Source organism: Gammaproteobacteria bacterium (assembly GCA_029881255.1).
In the GTDB taxonomy this organism is placed as follows: Bacteria; Pseudomonadota; Gammaproteobacteria; order S012-40; family S012-40; genus JAOUMY01.
In genome coordinates, this window is record JAOUMY010000003.1 from 149078 (window position 1) to 168754 (window position 19677).

Annotated in this window: 14 protein-coding genes; 2 read left to right on the plus strand and 12 right to left on the minus strand. The window is 48.9% G+C overall.

The features are described 5' to 3' along the window. Positions 1-62: 62 nt before the first annotated feature. The 3 genes from OEZ43_08060 to OEZ43_08070 all read right to left on the minus strand — a co-directional run bounded on the left by OEZ43_08060 (position 63) and on the right by OEZ43_08070 (position 4226). Positions 63-473 carry a flagellar protein FlaG gene (locus OEZ43_08060; protein MDH5545530.1) on the minus strand — a complete coding sequence of 137 codons (411 nt, stop codon included), beginning with the start codon at positions 471-473 and terminating at the stop codon, positions 63-65. 58 nt (positions 474-531) lie between these two features. Beyond that, positions 532-2004, minus strand: coding sequence for a flagellin (locus tag OEZ43_08065; protein ID MDH5545531.1), 1473 nt, complete (start codon positions 2002-2004; stop codon positions 532-534). Between the two features lie 746 nt (positions 2005-2750). Then, positions 2751-4226 (minus strand): flagellin, encoded by a 1476-nt coding sequence (locus tag OEZ43_08070; protein MDH5545532.1) that lies wholly within the window; start codon positions 4224-4226, stop codon positions 2751-2753. A gap of 353 nt (positions 4227-4579) precedes the next feature. Between OEZ43_08070 and OEZ43_08075 the strand changes: the two genes are divergently transcribed. Both OEZ43_08075 and OEZ43_08080 read left to right on the plus strand, forming a co-directional pair. Further along, a complete protein-coding gene (locus OEZ43_08075) occupies positions 4580-6367 on the plus strand; it encodes a tetratricopeptide repeat protein (protein ID MDH5545533.1) in 1788 nt (595 codons plus the stop codon). After that, on the plus strand, positions 6360-7988 hold the full coding sequence (locus tag OEZ43_08080; GenBank protein ID MDH5545534.1) for a tetratricopeptide repeat protein: 1629 nt from the start codon (positions 6360-6362) through the stop codon (positions 7986-7988). Before OEZ43_08075 ends, OEZ43_08080 begins: the two co-directional genes overlap by 8 nt. Positions 7989-8071: 83 nt before the next feature. Here OEZ43_08080 and OEZ43_08085 read toward each other — a convergent pair whose 3' ends face one another. The 9 genes from OEZ43_08085 to flgE all read right to left on the minus strand — a co-directional run bounded on the left by OEZ43_08085 (position 8072) and on the right by flgE (position 19663). Next, a complete protein-coding gene (locus OEZ43_08085) occupies positions 8072-9550 on the minus strand; it encodes a flagellin (protein ID MDH5545535.1) in 1479 nt (492 codons plus the stop codon). Between the two features lie 262 nt (positions 9551-9812). Then, the gene (gene flgL / locus OEZ43_08090; protein MDH5545536.1) at positions 9813-11162 is read right to left on the minus strand and encodes a flagellar hook-associated protein FlgL; all 1350 of its coding nucleotides are present in this window, start codon (positions 11160-11162) and stop codon (positions 9813-9815) included. Positions 11163-11168: 6 nt separating this feature from the next. Next, positions 11169-13466, minus strand: coding sequence for a flagellar hook-associated protein FlgK (gene flgK, locus OEZ43_08095; protein ID MDH5545537.1), 2298 nt, complete (start codon positions 13464-13466; stop codon positions 11169-11171). Between the two features lie 17 nt (positions 13467-13483). Continuing rightward, a complete protein-coding gene (gene flgJ, locus OEZ43_08100; protein ID MDH5545538.1) occupies positions 13484-14503 on the minus strand; it encodes a flagellar assembly peptidoglycan hydrolase FlgJ in 1020 nt (339 codons plus the stop codon). 332 nt (positions 14504-14835) lie between these two features. Further along, the gene (locus OEZ43_08105; protein MDH5545539.1) at positions 14836-15939 is read right to left on the minus strand and encodes a flagellar basal body P-ring protein FlgI; all 1104 of its coding nucleotides are present in this window, start codon (positions 15937-15939) and stop codon (positions 14836-14838) included. Positions 15940-15956: 17 nt separating this feature from the next. Next, on the minus strand, positions 15957-16625 hold the full coding sequence (gene flgH / locus OEZ43_08110) for a flagellar basal body L-ring protein FlgH (protein ID MDH5545540.1): 669 nt from the start codon (positions 16623-16625) through the stop codon (positions 15957-15959). Positions 16626-16636: 11 nt separating this feature from the next. Continuing rightward, on the minus strand, positions 16637-17422 hold the full coding sequence (gene flgG / locus OEZ43_08115; protein MDH5545541.1) for a flagellar basal-body rod protein FlgG: 786 nt from the start codon (positions 17420-17422) through the stop codon (positions 16637-16639). A 66-nt stretch (positions 17423-17488) separates the two neighbouring features. Next, on the minus strand, positions 17489-18229 hold the full coding sequence (locus tag OEZ43_08120) for a flagellar basal body rod protein FlgF (protein MDH5545542.1): 741 nt from the start codon (positions 18227-18229) through the stop codon (positions 17489-17491). Between the two features lie 30 nt (positions 18230-18259). Then, positions 18260-19663 (minus strand): flagellar hook protein FlgE, encoded by a 1404-nt coding sequence (flgE, locus tag OEZ43_08125; GenBank protein MDH5545543.1) that lies wholly within the window; start codon positions 19661-19663, stop codon positions 18260-18262. Between the last annotated feature and the right edge of the window lie 14 nt (positions 19664-19677).

Below are 19677 nucleotides of genomic sequence, written 5' to 3' on the forward strand. Positions count from 1 at the left end.
AGAAATTCATGACGACACTGCGAATAGTGTCCTCTACCAGAAATTTGCAAGTGATATGCCAATCAAGCCTTGGTATCGAAGATCACGCCCTGTGCGCTTTGCAGGCGCTTGGCGATTTCCAACATTTCTTCTGATGGAATCTGGCGCAACACTTTTTGCGTCGCTGCGTCTTTGATCGTCACTACGGTTCTGCCGGTATCAGAATCAATCTGAAACTGCAGTTCGCGATCCAGGTTTTGTGTGTGGCTCTTTATTGCTTCAACTGCCTTTGCAATATCGTCCTGACGTGCCGGAGAAACGTTGGCTTGCGCAGGTGTTTCCTGTGCCGACTTGGCAGCCGCTTGCGTTTCTGTTTGGCGAGTTGAGGCAAGGGCATCAGCATGCTCTACTTCAGACGCTGTATTTGTAGCCTGCCCCCGGGTTTGAGGTGTATCAAACTGGGCCGGTAATCGCTTAATGTCTTGTATATCCATTACGATCACCTCTCTCATCTTGAAAGGAGTTGGGGCGGCGCGAGCCGCCCCTCACCTGTTAACTCAAAAGACTCAACACGTTTTGCGGAATTGCATTGGCTTGCGCCAACATCGCAACACCCGCTTGCTGCAAGATCTGGTTACGTGTCAACTCAGCTGTTTCGATAGCAAAGTCGGCATCGCGTATCCGTGATCGTGCGGCACTGAGGTTTTCTACATTGGTTTCGAGGTTACGTATCGTAGACTCAAAACGACTTTGTAGAGCACCAAAACGTGCACGCTGGCTACTGACTTGCGCCAGCGCAGCATCCACGACAGATAGCGCTAGATTACTGCCCGTTACCGTGCTGATATCTAGATCCGCTACCTTTTGCAAGGTAGAAGCTTCTGTCGAGTTGTTAAGTGCATGGCTGGTATTGGAATCCGTGATGGAGAATGATTTCTCTGCATCAAAGAAAACCTCACCACTACCAACCGCCGTCGACGCTGTACCATCATTACTCAATACGGTCGAAGACGCTTCCGCAGTTCCTTGCACACCAGCACCACCTGTTACGGTAACCGTACCGGAATTGGTGTAAGTCGTGTCGCTGACTACAACGTTTTCACCTTGATAATGCGTTAAGGTGATACCTGTGCCATCGTCTTTGACCTTGGCAACGACACCGGTCTTGGACTGGTAGTCGTTAAATGCTTGTACCGCGGCAGACAGAGACTCGGTCCCTGTAGCGGCGGAAAGGTCGAAGCTGATAGTCGAGGCGGTTGCATTGTCACCATTGACAGTCAACTGATAAGTACCGGAACTGGAGAAAGCCAGATCGATTTCCGTTACGGCAGTAGCTTTAACACCGGTAGACTCACTAACCAGATTAACTGATTCTGCGATGTCTGCAGCGTTATCAGTCGAGACGTAGGAAACGGCTTTGGTCCCTTCCGAACCGACGACAGTGAGTGTTCCAGCGGCGGTAAAACGATCCACACCTTGCGCTACATGGTTGTTCTGACCATAAATACGATAATCACCGTATTTATCAGTCTTGAAGTTTCCAGTGGTGGCGACAATGGTCTGATTGGCATTGGCACCGATTTGAAACAGTGCGGTACCGAAAGAGCCGTCAAGTATCTTCTGACCATTAAACTCTGTGGTCTTGGCGATACGGTTAAGTTCTGCTGTTAGCTGACCAACCTCCAGTTGCAGTGCCTTGCGGTCACCTGATGAGTTGGTTGCATTGATGGACTGGACTGCAAGCTCGCGAACACGCTGCAGGATGGTACTAGCCTCCTGCAGGGCGCCTTCTGCGACCTGAGCCAGAGAGATACCATCGTTTGCGTTTCGAGTAGCAACAGATAGACCGCGGACCTGGGCGGTAAACCGCTCAGATATCGCGAGACCAGCGGCATCGTCTCGAGCGCTGTTGATGCGCAATCCAGACGATAGCCTTTGCAATGACGTACTTAATGAGCCTTGAGAACGGTTTAGGTTCTTCTGCGCATTAAGTGCCATCACATTGGTATTAATTATTTGTGGCATGACGCTATCCTCAAATTATATTCATACCTCGAAAACTTCCTCCCTATAAATAGGAAGAATCCGAGCCCCGTAGGGTAAACTTCAGCGGATATACCTCTACTACCGGTATTCACCGCTCCCTGTCTTGGTTTTCGGCCTTTAACTGCAGCGATTGAGCGAAAAAAGGTAAAATATGACACGCGTCACACATTAATATTTCTCTTTAATACATATAGTTACACTTATTTTTTAATATCTATTATTAGTATTGGTCGTAGAGTTTTTCCAGGTTTTCGCGCCCGAACTAACACCGTTTTTTTCTTTTATTTCAATAGATTAAAGTTTCCAGGCATATTCTTGGGTATTGATGGTTTTTCTAGGGGGCAAATTCTTTCCTTGGGGTTTTTGTTGGATTTTTAAGTGCCGGAGTTGTCGCAAAGTGTACGGGTTAAGGTCTCCAGCTTGCCTTTCGCGCTGTGTCAGGTGTTCTGAGGGTGATGTCTCGCAAAACACGCTGTAAATACGTCCATGTACGCTCGACGGCCGCGTCCATGCGGCCGACGGTTTTGCGAGACATCACCCTCAGAACACCTTCCTTGCGCAGTCAAGCTGGAGACCTTAACCCGTACACTTCGCTCTTTACGTGCCGAGATTAATGCAGCTAATTGATTTGCTAGCTAACACAAATCGAGCACTGATAAATCTATTTCAGAAAGACGAAAAAAAGGCGGCCCTCAGGCCGCCTTGCAGTTTTGGAAACGCTATTTTTATCCTAGTAGACTCAATACGTTCTGAGGTATTGCATTGGCCTGGGCCAACATCGCGGTACCAGCTTGCTGTAGGATCTGGTTGCGCGTCAGCTCGGCGGTCTCGACTGCGAAGTCCGCGTCTCTGATACGAGAACGTGCAGCACTCAGGTTTTCTATGCTGGTTTCAAGGTTACGAATCGTAGATTCGAAACGACTTTGAAGAGCACCGAAACGTGCGCGCTGATTACTGACCTGTGCCAGTGCCGCGTCGACGATATACATCGCTGTGTTACTTCCTGTAACGGTACTGATGTCGAGATCAGCAACTTTCAACAATGAAGAAGCCTCTGTCGAGTTATTCAAGGCATGGCTGGTGTTGGAGTCTGTGATCGAGAATGACTTCTCAGCATCAAAGAAAATCTCACCGCTGCCAACTACGGAAGAGGCCGTACCTTCATTCGTCAATACCGATGTAGACGCCTCAGCAGTACCTTGAACACCTGCACCGCCGGTTAAGGTCACCGTACCTGAATTGGTATATGTGGTGTCACTTACCTGGATATTTTCACCCTGGTAATGCGTCAAGGTGATACCCGATCCGTCTTCCTTCACCTTGGCTACAACGCCAGTCTTGGACTGATAGTCGTTAAATGCCTGTACCGCAGAAGACAGGGACTCGATACCCGTATCTGAGTCAAGACTAAAACTGATCGTGACCGCAGATGTAGTGTTATCACCATTCAGGGTTAACTGATATGTACCCGAGGATGAGAACACCATGTCGATTTCGGTTAATGCAGTTGCCTTAACCCCTGTGCCTTCACTAACCAGGTTAACAGACTCTGCAATATCAGCGGCGTTGTCAGTAGTCTGGTAGTTAACCGTTTTGGTACCCTCAGATCCAACAATCGTCAAAGTACCAGCAGCGGTAAAACGATCCGCACCTTGCGCTACGTGGTTATTCTGACCATAAATACGGTAATCACCATATTTGTCTGTCTTAAAGTTACCGGTTGTTGCCACGATGGTCTGATTGGCGTTCGCGCCGATCTGGAACAGTGCTGTTCCAAATGTTCCGTCCAGGATCTTCTGACCATTAAATTCCGTTGTCTTGGCAATACGATTCAATTCTGCAGTGAGCTGTCCTACTTCCAGTTGTAGTGCCTTACGGTCACCGGCAGAGTTAGTGGCGTTGGCTGACTGTACTGCCAGCTCACGCACACGCTGAAGAATCAAGCCTGCTTCCTGCAGTGCACCTTCTGCCACCTGGGCCAAAGAGATACCGTCGTTCGCGTTACGAGCCGCTACCGTCAGACCACGAACCTGAGAAGTAAAACGCTCAGAGATCGCAAGACCAGCGGCATCGTCTTTGGCGGAGTTGATACGTAGACCAGATGACAGTCGTTGGAGAGATGTCGCTAGACCACTCTGAGAACGGTTTAAGTTCTTCTGAGCGTTCAATGACATTACATTGGTATTAATAATTTGAGGCATGATATAGCCCTCTGTAATAGCCCCGATAACAACAGGCGTAGATAGCCTACTGCTCGAGTAATATAGTCACAGCGGATATATCTCTCCTGGAGATATTTACCGCTCCCACGCACTTTTTCGTCCACCCACAACGAAACTTGAGAGGTGTTTGGCACTTTTGGCAAAAATCTGCCGTCTGGCTTAAAAGGCAATCCCCTGTAATTCAAGCAGATAGCCACGTCTGTATAACAACCGGCAAACGCTTGCCTGCTGACGCTTCCGCTGCCATATCAGCCACTTATGTACAAATTTCCAGCGCGTCCGGTCGGTATTTTGCACTCACCTGTGTTCACCACTTCAATCATTGGGACATCATGTCTGCGCAATTGCTTCAGCAGGCCGCCAAGGCCTTTAACCAGGGACAGTACCAACAATGCGTATCCCTGTGCGCGAAAATGCTTAAGCAGCAACCGCGAAATGTAACAGCAATGATGCTCCTGGGTCTGGCAGAGTTCCGCCAGGGAAGAACGGAAGAAGGTATCGCGCATTTACGCAAAATTCTGACTCTCGACCCCGGTCATCTCGAAACACTTAACAACCTGGCCATTATTCTTGAGCAGACCGCTCAATATGATGAAGCGAAAAACTGCTATCAACGCGCAATCACGGCCCATCCGAAGGCGCTCATGTCCTACGCAAATTTCGGTGACTTGTTGCGCAAGACCGGCCAAACAGAAAAAGCCATTGAAGTGCTTGAGCAAGGCTTGCATGTAGATGAGCAACACTTTCCCTGTTTGAATTATCTGGCCTTGTGCTATGAACAACAGGGAAAACGAACACAGGCAATCGCAATCCTAAGCCGCATTACCAAAATCGATCCGAATAATGAAAGAGCCAATGCCAATTTAGGCAGTCTTTACTATCTCGACAAACAATATGAACAGGCACTCTCACCACTTAACGACGCGCTGAGAATAAACCCTACAAGTCTTTCTGCGCTAAACAGCCTCGCTGCCACACTCATTGATATGTCGCGACTCGAAGAAGCATGGCCCTTCCTCGAACGCGCTATGGCTATTGCGCCGGAAGCGCCTGAGGTTTTAGACAACCTCGGCAAATGGTATCTATTCTCCGGTGAACTCGATCAGGCGCTGATTTATCTAAACCAGGCGAGCGAAAAAATGCCTGACAATTTAAAACCGGTTTGGCATCGTTCCTTTGTCTATTTATTAAAAGGTGACTATGCGCGAGGATGGGATGACTACTTCGCCGGATATACTTCCGGGGAACGGATGATACGCGCCTTTCCCTTTCCCGTCTGGCAGGGCGAATCACTACACGAAAAGACGATACTCATACACGCAGAGCAAGGTATTGGTGATGAAATCATGTTCGCCTCATGCCTGCCAGATGTCATTGCGGTTGCAGGACACGTCATTATTGAGTGTGATTCGCGACTGGGCGAATTGTACCAACGCGCTTTTCCAGGCGCCGAAATCATAAGTGGCCCACGCAGCGAAAACTTTGCGCAGCTATCACGCTTAACCAGTATCGATTACCACTTGCCTTGTGGGTGTCTGCCACGCCTGCTCCGACGTGATATCTCCAATTTTCCCGGCACGCCATTTCTTCGCGCCGACGAGGAAAAAATCCTGCGTTGGCGCAAGCGCTATCAGGACATAGGCGAGAATCTTAATGTCGGTATTTCCTGGCGCGCAGGAAAATTGAACAATCAGGAAAAACGCAGTATCCATCTCGTCGATATGCTACCTCTGCTAAGCCTACCCGGCATCAGCTTTATCAATCTTCAATATGGTGATTGCCAGCAAGAAATTGCTGATTTACGTAATCAATACGGCATCACCGTACACCACTGGCCGGACAGCGATCCCAAAAACGAACAAGATGATTTTGCCGCACAAATCAGCGCACTTGACGCCGTTTTATCGGTAAGTAACGCCACCGTTCATCTCGCCGGCGCGCTAGGCGTAAAAACATTCAATTTGCTACCCTATGTTCCGAGCTGGCGCTGGACGATGTACGGCGACAAAACACCCTGGTATGACTGTGTTGAACTATTGCGCCAGTCCTCAAACGAAGACTGGACCGAAGTACTGAGCAAGGCCACTGATCGACTACGGGCACTTGGCACGCATGGATGAATTATTGCAAACCGCGCATCAGTTACACACGCAGGGAAAAATACCTGAGGCAATTACGCGTTACCGCGAAATACTCACAAAACACCCCGAGCGAGATGACGTTCAAATTCTCTACGGCTTTGCTCTCGTTCAAAGCGGTAATTTTTCGCAAGCGCTTTCCACTCTCGAATCAGTACCGCAACAAACAAAAACAGCCGATGTTTATAGCGCTATTTCTAGTTGCCACCAACAACTGGGCAATATACAGGCAGCAATAACGGCGCTACAAAACGCTCTCGCCATACAGGAACGACCTGAACTGTTCGATCGTCTGTCTCGTTTGTTCATACAAATCGGTTCTTATGCGCAGGCTAGAGATCTGAGCACAAAATGCGTAGCGCGTTATCCAGAGTTTCTTTCTGCGCAACTGGTATTGGCCGTGGCATATATGCATCTAGATCAAACGCATCTTGCTTTGGGCATCCTGGAAGCGATACACAGTGATAGCCCTGTGCTGTCGCGCGAGCGTGATATAAATCTCGCCAACGCCCACCGAATTTTGGGCAACGATCAAAACGCACTTTCCATTTTAACTCATTTGCTCGAAAACAAACCCGATGACGATGCGTTACACGTCAATCGCGGTCATATACTGAAGAAGTTAGGCAAACATTCTGACGCACAAGACGCCTATCAGCTCGCGCTGAAAGTAAATCCGCACAACCGTCTGGCTCAGTGGAATCTCGCGCAGCTCACCTTGGGGAAATTCCAATGGGATCAGGGCTGGAAACTGTATCAGGTCGGAAAAAGTATTGGGCTGCGTCCACAATTGAACAGCACGCTGACCTATTGGCAAGGTCAGCCTTTACACGACATCCCGCTGTTACTGATTTGCGAACAAGGCCTGGGCGAAGAAATACTGTTTGCCAGTTGTTTTGCTGATGTGGCAAGTCTCGCCCCGAATACCACGGTTGCCTGTGATCCACGACTCATACCGCTGTTTTCCACATCGTTTCCTGAATTCACCTTTGTCAGTAAAAACACTACTCCCACGACATTGAGCAAGCAAACGCAACTTTGCTTGTGTGGGGACTTACCAGCCATGTTTAGACAACAACTGGCAGATTTTCCCAAGCGAAAAGCCTGGCTCAAGCCTCCACAGGTTGACGACCAATGCCAAAAGCTCTCCCCTAACACACTAAACATTGGCTTTTCCTGGCAGGGTGGCAAGAACGAAGAAGAACGACTCTTCCGATCGATTCCTCTACCGCACTGGCATGCGCTGTTTGGTACGGGGCACAATTGGATTTCTCTACAATACGATTTCGATAAGGTACATAGTGATGCGCCGGAAAATGTGACCCTTCCTTCAATCGATGTAAAAAACGATATTGCCGCCCTGGCACACCTGATCAATCAACTCGACGTCGTTATCACCATCGACAACAGCATTGCTCATCTCGCCGCCGCGTTGGGAAAACCGACCTGGGTGTTACTACCAGCGTCGGCCTACTGGGTTTGGGGTGAAGGATCTGAAGCGACGCCATGGTATCCCAGCGCGACGCTGATACGACAAAACCGCCCATATGCATGGAGCGATGTCATTAAGACCGTTGGTGATATGCTGTTGAAGCGATCCTGAAAAATGGCGCTGCGTGTGAGAGTGCAACAATAGAAAAAGGCGGGATGTTAGTCCCGCCTTTTCTTTTTTGTTTATGATATCGCTTACTGTAGCAAGCTGAGTACGTTCTGCGGTACCTGATTGGCCTGCGCCAACATCGCCGTTCCAGCCTGTTGCAAGATTTGCGTACGCGTGAGTTCTGCGGTTTCCACAGCGAAGTCCGCGTCCTGAATTCGCGAACGTGCCGCGCTCAGATTCTCGACGCTGGTTTCGAGATTTCGAATAGTCGACTCAAAACGAGCCTGCAAGGCACCGAAACGTGCACGCTGCCCACTCACCTGCGCTATCGCTTTGTCGACGATTACCAACGCCTCGTTTGAACTACTGACTGAAGTCAGATCGAGATCGGCTACCTTGAGCAAGGCTGACGCTTCGTTGGTTTGCCTTAATACCTCACCCGCCGTCATCGTCTGGATGGCAAAGGATTTTGCCGAATCAAAAATAATTTGACCAGTACCTACCGCCGCAGATTGGGCGCCATCGGCCGCTAACACTGTGGTGCCTGATCCGGCTAAGCCGCCAAGACTGTCGCCACCCTGTACGGTTACACTACCCGCATTACTGTAAAGTGTGTCACGAATGGTGAGATTGTTGCCTGAATAGTTGGTCAACGTAATACCAGTTCCATCCGATTTCACGGTGGCTACCACGCCGGTCCTTGCCTGATGATCATTGACGGCCTGTACAGCCGCACCAAGCGCCTCAAGGCCTGTATCTTTTGTTAGATAGAAACTAACTGAAGCCGGCGTGCTGAGGTTATCAGACAAAATCTCGAACTGATAGGATCCAGACGCCGAAAATGTCAAATCGACATCCGTTTTTGCCCACGCATCAACACCTGTTACATCCGACACGAGGTTAATTGCATCAACGATGTCAGCCGCAGTATCAGTAGATGCATAGTTAACGCTGGCAAAACCGTCGGCGCCAGTTATAAAAAGCGATCCATTCGATGAAGTGAATCTGTCCACGCCAGCAGTGACCGTACTGGCTTGACCAGCGATGCGATAATCACCGTATTGATTGGTCTTAAAATTTGCCGTAGTGGCCACGATTGTTTGATTGGCGTTAGAACCTACCTGAAAAAGTGCCGTTCCAAAGGTACCGTCGAGGATCTTCTGGCCATTAAACTCGGCCGAACGCGCTATACGCTGCAATTCGGCAACGAGCTGTTTGTTTTCCAGATCGAGCGCTTTTCTGTCATTTGTTGAGTTGGTGGCGTTAATCGATTGCACAGCCAATTCTCGAATGCGCTGAAGAATGTTGCTTGCCTCCTGCAATGCACCTTCTGCAACCTGTGACAGTGAAATACCATCATTTGCATTTCTCACCGCGACCGTCAAACCTCTCACTTGAGAGGTAAAACGCTCAACGATTGCAAGACCTGCAGCGTCATCTTTTGCGCTGTTGATACGCAGACCTGAGGACAGTCGTTGCAAGGAGGTTTTCAGTCCGTCCTGCGAGCGGTTAAGGTTACGCTGCGCATTCATTGACATGATGTTGGTGTTAATAATTTGAGGCATGGTCTGTCTCCTTCGGCGTCCTTAGCGCAATCAGCGCCCGGTATCGCTCACTGGTGTTGAAACTATGTAGTGCTCTAGCACTAAAATAATCTGATGAAAAATTGCAACTGCCTTGCCAATTTTTGTTACCGATGTAACTCCTTGAAATCCTGCTTTCATATTGACAAGTCGAGTCATACTCGATGCGCAAGCGGCAAACATTTGCAGATAACTGCAAGCATTTTCCTGTCTACTTCCTATATGCAAACGCATCATCCTATCCTTATAAATAGTTAAACAGTGACAATTCCGATACTTTCTTATAAGTATTTTGCGAAGCATCAAGCGCGGTCAGCTGCATGTTTAGTCGTGTAATCGCCTCCGCATAGTCCAGGTCTTCTATTTGTGACAAAACCTGCCTAAGCTGGAGATTAAAACTCTCATTGATTTCTTTCTGTTTTTGCACCGTATTCATACGTGCACCCACCCGTGCACGCGTATCCAGCACACTACCAATCGCCTGATCAATATCCACGATGACGCGATTCATGGCGCTGTGAAAATGTGTTCTCTCTGCATCAGTAGCCTGCTCAGAGACCAGTGCATCCTCTAGATTTTTAATCGTTTTAAAAATGTTCTGGTAGTTGCTGGGTTTGATCGTAAAGGTGTCCTGCGTTGCCGGGCCGACCGCAGTGATCGGTCCTGTTGCCGTTGGCTCGCCGCTGATAGAGGTTTGAATACCATATTGCTCCAATCCGATGATTTCCGAATCCTGATACACTACCCCAGTGTCTGTGGCGGCCAGTATTGCGGCAAAATACGCTGCTTCATTGGCGTAAAGAAAACCGCCAGGCGGGGCAACACCGCTACCGCTTATGATTACCTGTCCTTTGCTATTCGTCACATAATATTCCACCGGTTGATTTGGTAACGCCGATGTCGAAGGCATGAATTTCACTTGATAGGTATCTGGAACATAGGTTCCAACTACCGCGCCTGGATCGATAATGCCTGTTCCCTGATTAGCCGGATCTTCCCATACGGAAAATCGTCCATTACCATCGCGGACCTCCATAAAAACATCCTGACCATCATCATTTACTTCGATCTTGGTCGTCGTACCAATTTTTAATTCACGTTTTCCGTCGTCTCCATTGTAGACGTAATCATTCAGCGAAAGATCATAGGAAAAGGGGCGGGACTTACCTTTGTATCCTGAAAACACATATTCGTTATTGCTATCAGTCGCGTTTGCTAGCGACACTACCTGATCCTTCAACAACAATATTTCTTCTCGAATATAGCGCCGTGTTTCGACTGTTTGACTATCGTTATTCGCATAGACGGCCATTTCACGCACGCGTTGTAGCGCGGTCATTATCCCCTGTAGTAAACCCTCTTCTTCACCCAGGCGATTGTCTGCATACTGAATATTAACCTGGTACTGATTGGTAATCGCGGTCGATTCCTGAAGATTGATCGCGCGAGCTGATCCATAAGGATCATCGGACGGTGCCAATATTCGCTTGCCTGTGGTGATCTGCAACTGCGTATTACTCAGTTCACCTTGCTGGCGCAACATGGCGTCCAGTGCGAATTTGGTCATCATGGCTGAGGAAATTCTAGTCGTCATACCGGATTACCCCCTTACTGCCTGAAGTAGCGTCTGAAACACTTGATCAGCGGCCGCGATTACTTGGGCTGCCGCAGCATAGGCCTGTTGATAACGCAACAAGTCTGCAGCTTCTTCGTCCAGATTCACGCCGGAAATCGCCTCACGCAATTCTTTGGACTGATTGAGTAGGGCCTCTTGAGAACGGTAATTAATTTCTGCTTGTTGCGTTCGGTTACCCACAGCAGTAACTATTTGGCTATACGCTTCGTGATAGGTAGCATTTCCACCCAACATGGTTCCCTTTAGCTGTAACGCGGCGAGAGCCAATGCATTGCGATTATCGCCAGTACCAGAAGTATTGTTGTCAACATAGAAAACATCGCCCACCCACGCTTCACCGGAAAGCGTTACACTCCAACCGTCGGTCGCGGTAAAGTTCAATGTCGTAGAAGTTGTTGAATAGGCATTCCATGTCACGCCACCGTCGATGGAATATTGATCTGCGGGACCGTAAATGTTTCCGCCGGAATGTCCCATGAGAATGTTCACGGGTATTCCAACGCTTGTACCAAACAACGTAGGATCTGTTACGGTGGTTTCCTCGATTTGACCTCTACCCTGGTTACCCTCGGTACCACCATTATTATCCACATAGAACTGATCACCATCATTGGCGTTTCCAGTCAACATAATGGAAAAACCGTCAGTCGCCGTGCGATCGATAAGCGTGCCTGCGGGATTGTATGCGTTCCAGGTACCACCACCATCGATGGAATATTGGTTTGCCGGCAGTCCGCTACCTGGCGCTCCAGAGTCCCGTAGTAAAATTGGCATCGGAAAAAGTATCGGACCGGTATTCAAAAGATTTTCGTCGACGATGTTGAAGTTAGAAAGATAGGCCGCGCCAGTGTTTGTGCCGCGTGCCTCATTACCTGCGTCTAGCCATGAACGCAAGGGCGACGCCGCAGCGACTAGATTGGGATCATCGAAAACCATCGCAATTTTTCGCGACGCATCACGCGTACCGTGAATAAAGAACTTGTCGCCAGCAAGCGGAACTACATCCAGCTCCAAATACATACCATCTACTGGCGAAAACTCAACAGGAGGTCCCGCGACGGAGACAGTCAACACAGTTGTTGTACCGTTAGAGAGATTTAACAAATTGTAATTTGTACCATCGTAAGACAACTCGTAGTCTGTAGGAAGAATGTCCGGCACATCGATTCTATTCGCCAGCGTAGCAGTTGTTCCCCCAGTATTCAGACTCAATGTCGCAGTACCAGTGTTGTACACACTCGAACTCATCATCGAGTTGTAGTCAGGCTCGACAAAAAAATCGAGACCTAGATTGTCATTTAGGTCGATCCCCAGATTGTGCTGATCATTAAAAGTACGTGACAGGCCTTGCGCAATCCATCCCAGATAATTTTGTGCAGGGACTAAAATGTCATTGCGAAACTCGATAACACCGCCAAGATCGCCACCCTTCAGCGTATTGGTGATCGGGATCAGTATATTGGTGTATTTATCTTCATAAGCAACTTCATAGTATAGGGGATCATCGGGATCGGACTGTGCCACCAGTTTTCTATACTGGGTACCCAGTACGAGACTTTGGCCACCACCCATGAAGATATTGAGGCTACCGTCGTCTTGCGGTATGACGGTAATGCCGATGTGTTCAGACAGCTGATCAATCAAATGGTCACGCTGATCGAGTATGTCATTCGGTGAGTTCCCCTGCCCGATACCTGTGGCAACAATTACCTCTTGATTGATGTCGGCAATCTGTTGCGCCAGGGCATTAATCGTAGAAACCTGGTTTTGAATTCTCGCATTTTGTGCTTTACGCAAATCATGAAACCAGTCGTCCATGGTATGGATGCGGTCTACCATTGCTTCTGCCTGCGTCATCATAACTTCGCGCGCCGGTAGTGATGTTGGGTCATCGGACACACCTTGTATGGCATCAAAAAAGTCTTCCATGGCCGGTGCAAGTGCCGCATCCTGGTCGGCAAGAAGATTATCTATTTGCGTGGCAAATTCATTGAATACCGAAAAAAATTCAGTTGAAGACGTTCTTTGTCTAACCTGATTCACGGCAAAGTCGTTATACATGCGCTCTGTAGTAATCAAACGCACGCCATTACCGACGAATCCATTGCCGAACGGCGACGGGTCATTATTTGTAACGATTACCCGTTGACGCGAATATCCGGGGGTATTGACGTTGGCAACGTTGTGTCCAACTGTGTTCAGATTACGTTGAAAAGCCGCCAGTCCGGACAAACCAATTTGTAAAATATCACCGCCAGCCATTTTTCATACTCCTGTGGTTAACCGGTTAAACCGGTCGGCAACTGCATTTCACGTTCGCGCAGTTGTTGTATCGTGTTCTTTACGTTTTCACGACCCATAATATTGGCAATTTTATCCGCATATTTTGGGTCTGTTGCGTAACCAGCGGCCTGTAGCTCTTTTACAAACCGCACAGGATCGTTGCCATGTTTAAGCGCGGACTGGTAACGATCACTGGTCTTGAGAAAATTCACGTAGTCGTCGAAACTTTGTTTCACTGAGGCGTAGGCACGAAACTGGGCACGCTCTTTTTCAGGTTTTCCCTTGATAAATTCCATGGTGTTTCGACTAATACTGTCCCCATCCCAGCGATTATCTGCTTTGATGTTGAACAGATTGTGGCTGCTCTCACCATCACGCTTGTGAATAACGTGTTTTCCCCAACCGGTTTCCAGTGCCGCCTGTGCAATCAATACTTCAGGATTAAGATTGAGTTCTTTTGCGGCCTTTTGCGCGTGCGGCCACATGGAATGAATAAAACGTGAAGTGGGATCTAGCTTCTTGTCGCCATTGTTCGCAACAGGTGATGCGGCCGTCGTACTCGTCGGGGCATGTGTTTCATAGGCCTTTACCGCACGATTAATTTTGTGTGGCGCGGGTTTATCGTTTCTTATCGGAAACGCCTGCTTTTGCATTTCTTCTACCGTGGAAATGCTTTTTACGCGCGGCGCAATTCGATTAGCTGGCGATTGACTGGTTGGCCCTTCCATTTGGCGCACAATCATGTCGGCCAGACCCAGGCTGCCACCTTTAGTCAATTCAACAGAGAGTTGATCGTCATACATCTGTGTATAAAACTTTTCGCCTTCGGAATCGAATAAAGGATTACCTTCACTTGCTTCGCGCATGGACTTGATCATCATCTTCATAAAGATAGATTCAAATTTCTTGGCGACTTCCTGCAAGGCACCCGAGTCCTGGCGACGTGACTTCTGACGCAGGCCGTCCAGCGCGCGTGAGTCGTAATAGAAGTCAGTGTTTTTTGCAGCAAGCGTCATGTCTTCATTCCTGAGATTCCTGCCTATGGGATTTCAGAATGCGTGCCAACTTCTGGCTTTTTTGAGACGATTTAAACATCGTATTTTCAATGAGTTACAAGGAGATTGCCGTGCCGTGTGGCGACTGGCAAAAGACTGGGAATGAGCGGCAATGCCTCACCGGAAATGGCTTGCCGCTGGAGAGTTACTCCTGCTTGAAGAATGAACGAAAAACTTGTTCTAAATTACTGCATAGGATGAGACAGGGAAATTGAATCGGCTCAGTTTAATACGTGAAAACATCCGTCTTGTTAGACAGCCGTCGAGTACCAGACCCAATATCAGGAAGAAGCCTAGATCACGATGAGTTCAGCCTTCAAAGCACCCGCTTCTTTCAAGGCTTCGAGAATGGCAACCAGATCACCAGGCGCGGCGCCGACCTTGTTTATTGCACGAACGATTTCGTCTAGTGATACACCAGGATCAAAAAGAAACATGCGATTATTTTCCTGTTCCGCCGTAATTGTCGTCGCGGCGGTGACCACCGTTTGCGCATTACTGAGTGGAGGAGGTTGATTAACAGTTTCTTCGCGATTAACACGCACCACCAGTGATCCGTGTGAAACTGCGGCCGGAGAAACTCTTACCTCAGATCCGATCACTACCGTGCCGGTGCGGGAATTGATGATAACTTTTGCGGCGCCCAATGCGGGTTTAACATCAATATTTTCTAACATAGAAACAAAAGAGACGCGCTGTGATGGATCACGCGGCGCGATAACCTGCACAGTTGTACCGTCTAGCGGTTGCGCCGTTCCTTCGCCAAACTGTTGGTTGATGGCTTCAGCCATACGATTTGCCGTTGTAAAATCACCCTGACGCAGATTCAGCATTACAGAGTTTCCATTATGAAACGAGGTCAACACCGCACGCTCCACCGTTGCGCCATTGGGAACACGACCTGTACTTGGAATGTTTACAGTCACGCGGGATCCATCGGCATCTACGCCAAAACCACTCACAATTAGATTGCCTTGCGCCAATGCGTAGACATTGCCATCAGCGCCCTTGAGTGGCGTCATCAACAAACTTCCGCCTTGCAGACTTTTGGCGTTACCTATTGAGGACACCGTAACATCGAGCCTTTGACCTGGTTTAGCAAACGCTGGCAACTCGGCTTGCACCGTAACTGCGGCGACGTTTTTCAACTGTGGATTTAAGTCCGGTGGCAAAGTAATGCCAAACTGCGCCAGCATGCTCTTGAGGCTTTGCACTGTAAATGGTGTCTGATTGGTCTGATCACCGCTGCCGTTTAGTCCCACCACCAGGCCATAGCCTACGAGTTGGTTGCTGCGCACCCCCATTACTGAGGAAATATCTTTCACCCGTTCGGACAAAGCATTCGCCGAAACAGTCAGCAATATCACAGTCAAGACCCATTGATTTATCGTGCGCATTAAACTCTTACTCCGAATTAGAAAGGCCACATGGGACTGTTAAATAATCGCGCCAACCAACCCTGGGTATTGGCGTCGGCAATCACGCCGCTCGATCCGTAAATAATTTGCGCATTCGCAACATTCGTCGACAACACCGTGTTGTCCGCTTTTATATCAGCCGGTCGAACAATACCGGAAAACTTTACGTGCTCCCCACCCTGGTTGAGCTGCAAACGCTTTTCCCCTTGTACGATCAAATAGCCGTTGGGTAGCACTTCGGAAACAGTAACAGTTACCCGCCCATTAAGACTATTGCTCTGACTGGCATCACCTGCGCCGGCAAACGAATTACCCGATTCAAGTCCAGCGCTGAGCGGTCTGCCCAAAATAGACAGGGGATTGCCAAATACCGTTGGCGCCGCGATATCGACTGAGCTGTCTTTAGACGTACTGGTGCTCGACGATTTTTTTGCGTTGGTATTTTCCTGCAAAATTACCGTGATCGAATCACCGACTCGCTTGGCTGACATATCGGAAAACAAACTCATTCCATAGCCGGTTTGATAAATACTGCCGTTTTCCTGTGGTGGCGGAGACGCAACGACCGGTCTAATCGGCGCAAATTCAATATCAGCAGGTGGCGGCGGATTATGTGCGCATGCCATGCACAACAATACGGGTAAAAACACGAATCCTTGTTTCATCCATCACCTACCTAGGTATTCTGATTAAGGTTGCGCAACATGCCATCGGTGGCGGCGACTGCCTTGGAATTCATTTCATAAGCACGTTGTGTTTCGATCATATTGACCAGTTCTTCAACGACATTAACATTCGAGCTTTCCAAAGAGCCCTGTATCAGCGAACCAAATCCATCAAGACCAGGGGTACCGAGGATCGGCGCACCACTGGCAACAGTCTGGCGATAAAGATTTTCACCGACAGGTTGCATACCGGCCGGATTAATAAAATCCGCCAACTGAATATTTCCCACTTGCACAGGTTCAACGTTGCCCGGAATTACCACACCGACATTTCCATCACCGGAGACACTGATACTCTGTGCATCTTCGGGAATAGTGATTTGTGGTTCTAATGGATAACCACCTGCAGTTACAAGACGTCCCTGCGCATCGACGCGGAACGAACCGTCACGGGTATATCCAACCTGTCCATCGGGCATAAGAATCTGCAAAAAGCCTCGCCCCTGTATCGCCAGGTCAAACGAGTTTTCGGTGTGTATCAAGTTGCCCTGTGAATGCAGCTTTTCTGTCGCCACTGTTCGAACACCGCTACCGAGCATCAAACCTGAAGGCAAGATGGTATCTTCGCTGGTTTGTGCACCTGGCTGACGCAGATTTTGATAAATCAAATCCTGAAAGATTGCGCGTCCACGTTTAAAGCCAACGGTACTGACATTGGCGAGGTTATTCGAAATCACCGCCATGCGCATATTTTGCGCTTCCAGTCCTGTTTTTGATACCCAAAGTGCTCTGTCCATCTCGTACCTCTATGCTCAAACGCATTAACGACTATTCAGTGTCGCGATAAAATTTCAATTCACTCACTAATTCATGCGCAGCAACATATCTGTCGCCTGCGCGGCTTCTTCCGCACTACTCATCACCTTGGTCTGCATTTCAAAATGTCGCGACAACTCGATCATTTTCACCATCGACTCAACCACGCTGACATTGCTGCGTTCCAGTGCGCCAGGCACGAGATTGACATTAGCATCGGCGTCAGCGGGTAAACCGTTTTTCTGGCGAAACAAGCCGTCTCTACCTTTTTCCATATCGGCGAAAGCAGGATTGACCAGCTTTATGCGATCGACGACAACTAAGGCATCCGCGCCTTCGCCGATGGGCTGAATTGTGATACTGCCATCACGACCAATCGAAATGCCTTGGGCAGGAGGGATTACAATCGGCCCGCCGTTACCCATAACAGGATTGCCAACGCCATTCACCAACTGGCCTGTTGCCGACACGCGCAAATCGCCTGCACGCGTGTATGCTTCAGTTCCGTCTGCCGCTTCTATCGCAATCCAACCATTTTGTTCGATAGCAATATCCAGATCGCGACCGGTGTTCTCAATCGGTCCTGGTGTGAAATCAATTCCTGGCCGTTCTGTCATCGCATAAACGCGCGTCGGCAAACCCGGACCGAATACCGGCATACTGCGCGCCTGTTCCAGGTCCTGACGAAATCCCACCGTGCTCGCGTTAGCGAGATTGTTGCTGTTGAGTCCCTGGGCCAGGAGAGTTTCCTTGGCCCCGGACATTCCGATATACAGCATGCGATCCATTGTTTATGTCACCTTATGTCAGACTGGGGATTAACGGATATTCAACAAGGCCTGCGTCAACTGGTCCGCCGTACTGATAACCTGAGCATTGGCCTGATAGTTTCGTTGCGCCACGATCATGTTGACCAGTTCGTCGGCGATTTCGACTGTCGATGACTCCAACGCACCTGATTGAATCAAACCAAGACTTGCGGTACCGGGTTGACCAAGCACCGTATCACCGGCGTCGAAAGATTCGACCCACAGTGAATCACCTTTTTGTCTCAGGCCTTGAGGGTTTGGAACGTTGGCCAGGCCAACCATGCCCAGAACTTCTTTATTACCGTTGGTATAGCGCGCGAACACCACGCCATTTTCTTCCACATCGAATCCGGTGAGTCGACCAGTGGTAAAACCATCCTGGTCTAGCGTGTTAACGGCGAAATCACTTCCGTACTGCGTGGTAGGGCCCACATCCACAGACAACTGAATCGCTGCTGCACCGGTTTTCAATAAAGGTGCGTCGTAGTCGACTAACACCAGTTCATCATTAGTGGTACTAATAGCGCCAGCCGCAGTACCGTCGTAATAACGCGTTTCCAATAAGGTTCCGTCGTTGTTAAACAGCAATACCGATGGACGATTTGAATCCGCTGCGGGTATTGCACCTGGCGCACCGGTATTCGTGGCATTTAGCGAGTTACCATCCATAAAGGTAAACATTTGCCACACATTGTTATACGTACCTGCTGGGACGAGAGGAGCACCTGCATACTCATCTACTTTGCGGTAATACATTTGCAACTCATGTGGCGCACCCAGACTGTCGTAAACCGTCGTTGCGGTAACATGGTGATAAGTCGCTGGGTTAAGCCGATCAAAGACGGTACCAGGGGCAACATTACTAAAGTAGGTATCTGCAGCAGCGGTGTCTATCCGTATTGGCGTAACATCGGCATCGACATTCACATTCATATTGACTCTTGTAGACGCAACCGGAGCCCCAATCGTATTATCCAATTGCAGATCCTGAAGTGAACCGGTATTGAACGTTACACTCGTACCCACCGATGCGGGTGGAAACACCTGCAGTGTCTGTCCTGTGCTATTTACCACAAAACCATCACGGTCCAGACCGAAGGTGCCATTGCGTGACAAGTAACGACCTTTGTCATCTTTTAAAATGAAAAATCCCTGTCCAGTAATCGCGAGGTCGGTACTGTTGTCGGTATATTCGATATTGCCCTGACTGAAAATTTGTCGAATATTGGAGGTACGCACGCCGCTACCGTTGGTAACAGCAGTGATCCCACCATACGCCGATGCGTATACATCAACAAATTCCGCACGAGAATGTTTAAAACCCGTGGTACTGGAGTTGGCAATATTATTACCCGTGACTTTTAAATCTGCTGAAGCTGAGTGCAGACCACTTAACGCGATACGAAATGGCATAAGAGCCTCCTTCT

Bases quoted from the DNA above. Each gene is read 5' to 3' on its own strand.
- OEZ43_08060 (MDH5545530.1), bottom strand. From the start codon at position 473: ATGGATATACAAGACATTAAGCGATTACCGGCCCAGTTTGATACACCT.
- OEZ43_08065 (MDH5545531.1), bottom strand. From the start codon at position 2,004: ATGCCACAAATAATTAATACCAATGTGATGGCACTTAATGCGCAGAAG.
- OEZ43_08070 (MDH5545532.1), bottom strand. From the start codon at position 4,226: ATGCCTCAAATTATTAATACCAATGTAATGTCATTGAACGCTCAGAAG.
- OEZ43_08075 (MDH5545533.1), top strand. From the start codon at position 4,580: ATGTCTGCGCAATTGCTTCAGCAGGCCGCCAAGGCCTTTAACCAGGGA.
- OEZ43_08080 (MDH5545534.1), top strand. From the start codon at position 6,360: ATGGATGAATTATTGCAAACCGCGCATCAGTTACACACGCAGGGAAAA.
- OEZ43_08085 (MDH5545535.1), bottom strand. From the start codon at position 9,550: ATGCCTCAAATTATTAACACCAACATCATGTCAATGAATGCGCAGCGT.
- flgL (MDH5545536.1), bottom strand. From the start codon at position 11,162: ATGACGACTAGAATTTCCTCAGCCATGATGACCAAATTCGCACTGGAC.
- flgK (MDH5545537.1), bottom strand. From the start codon at position 13,466: ATGGCTGGCGGTGATATTTTACAAATTGGTTTGTCCGGACTGGCGGCT.
- flgJ (MDH5545538.1), bottom strand. From the start codon at position 14,503: ATGACGCTTGCTGCAAAAAACACTGACTTCTATTACGACTCACGCGCG.
- OEZ43_08105 (MDH5545539.1), bottom strand. From the start codon at position 15,939: ATGCGCACGATAAATCAATGGGTCTTGACTGTGATATTGCTGACTGTT.
- flgH (MDH5545540.1), bottom strand. From the start codon at position 16,625: ATGAAACAAGGATTCGTGTTTTTACCCGTATTGTTGTGCATGGCATGC.
- flgG (MDH5545541.1), bottom strand. From the start codon at position 17,422: ATGGACAGAGCACTTTGGGTATCAAAAACAGGACTGGAAGCGCAAAAT.
- OEZ43_08120 (MDH5545542.1), bottom strand. From the start codon at position 18,229: ATGGATCGCATGCTGTATATCGGAATGTCCGGGGCCAAGGAAACTCTC.
- flgE (MDH5545543.1), bottom strand. From the start codon at position 19,663: ATGCCATTTCGTATCGCGTTAAGTGGTCTGCACTCAGCTTCAGCAGAT.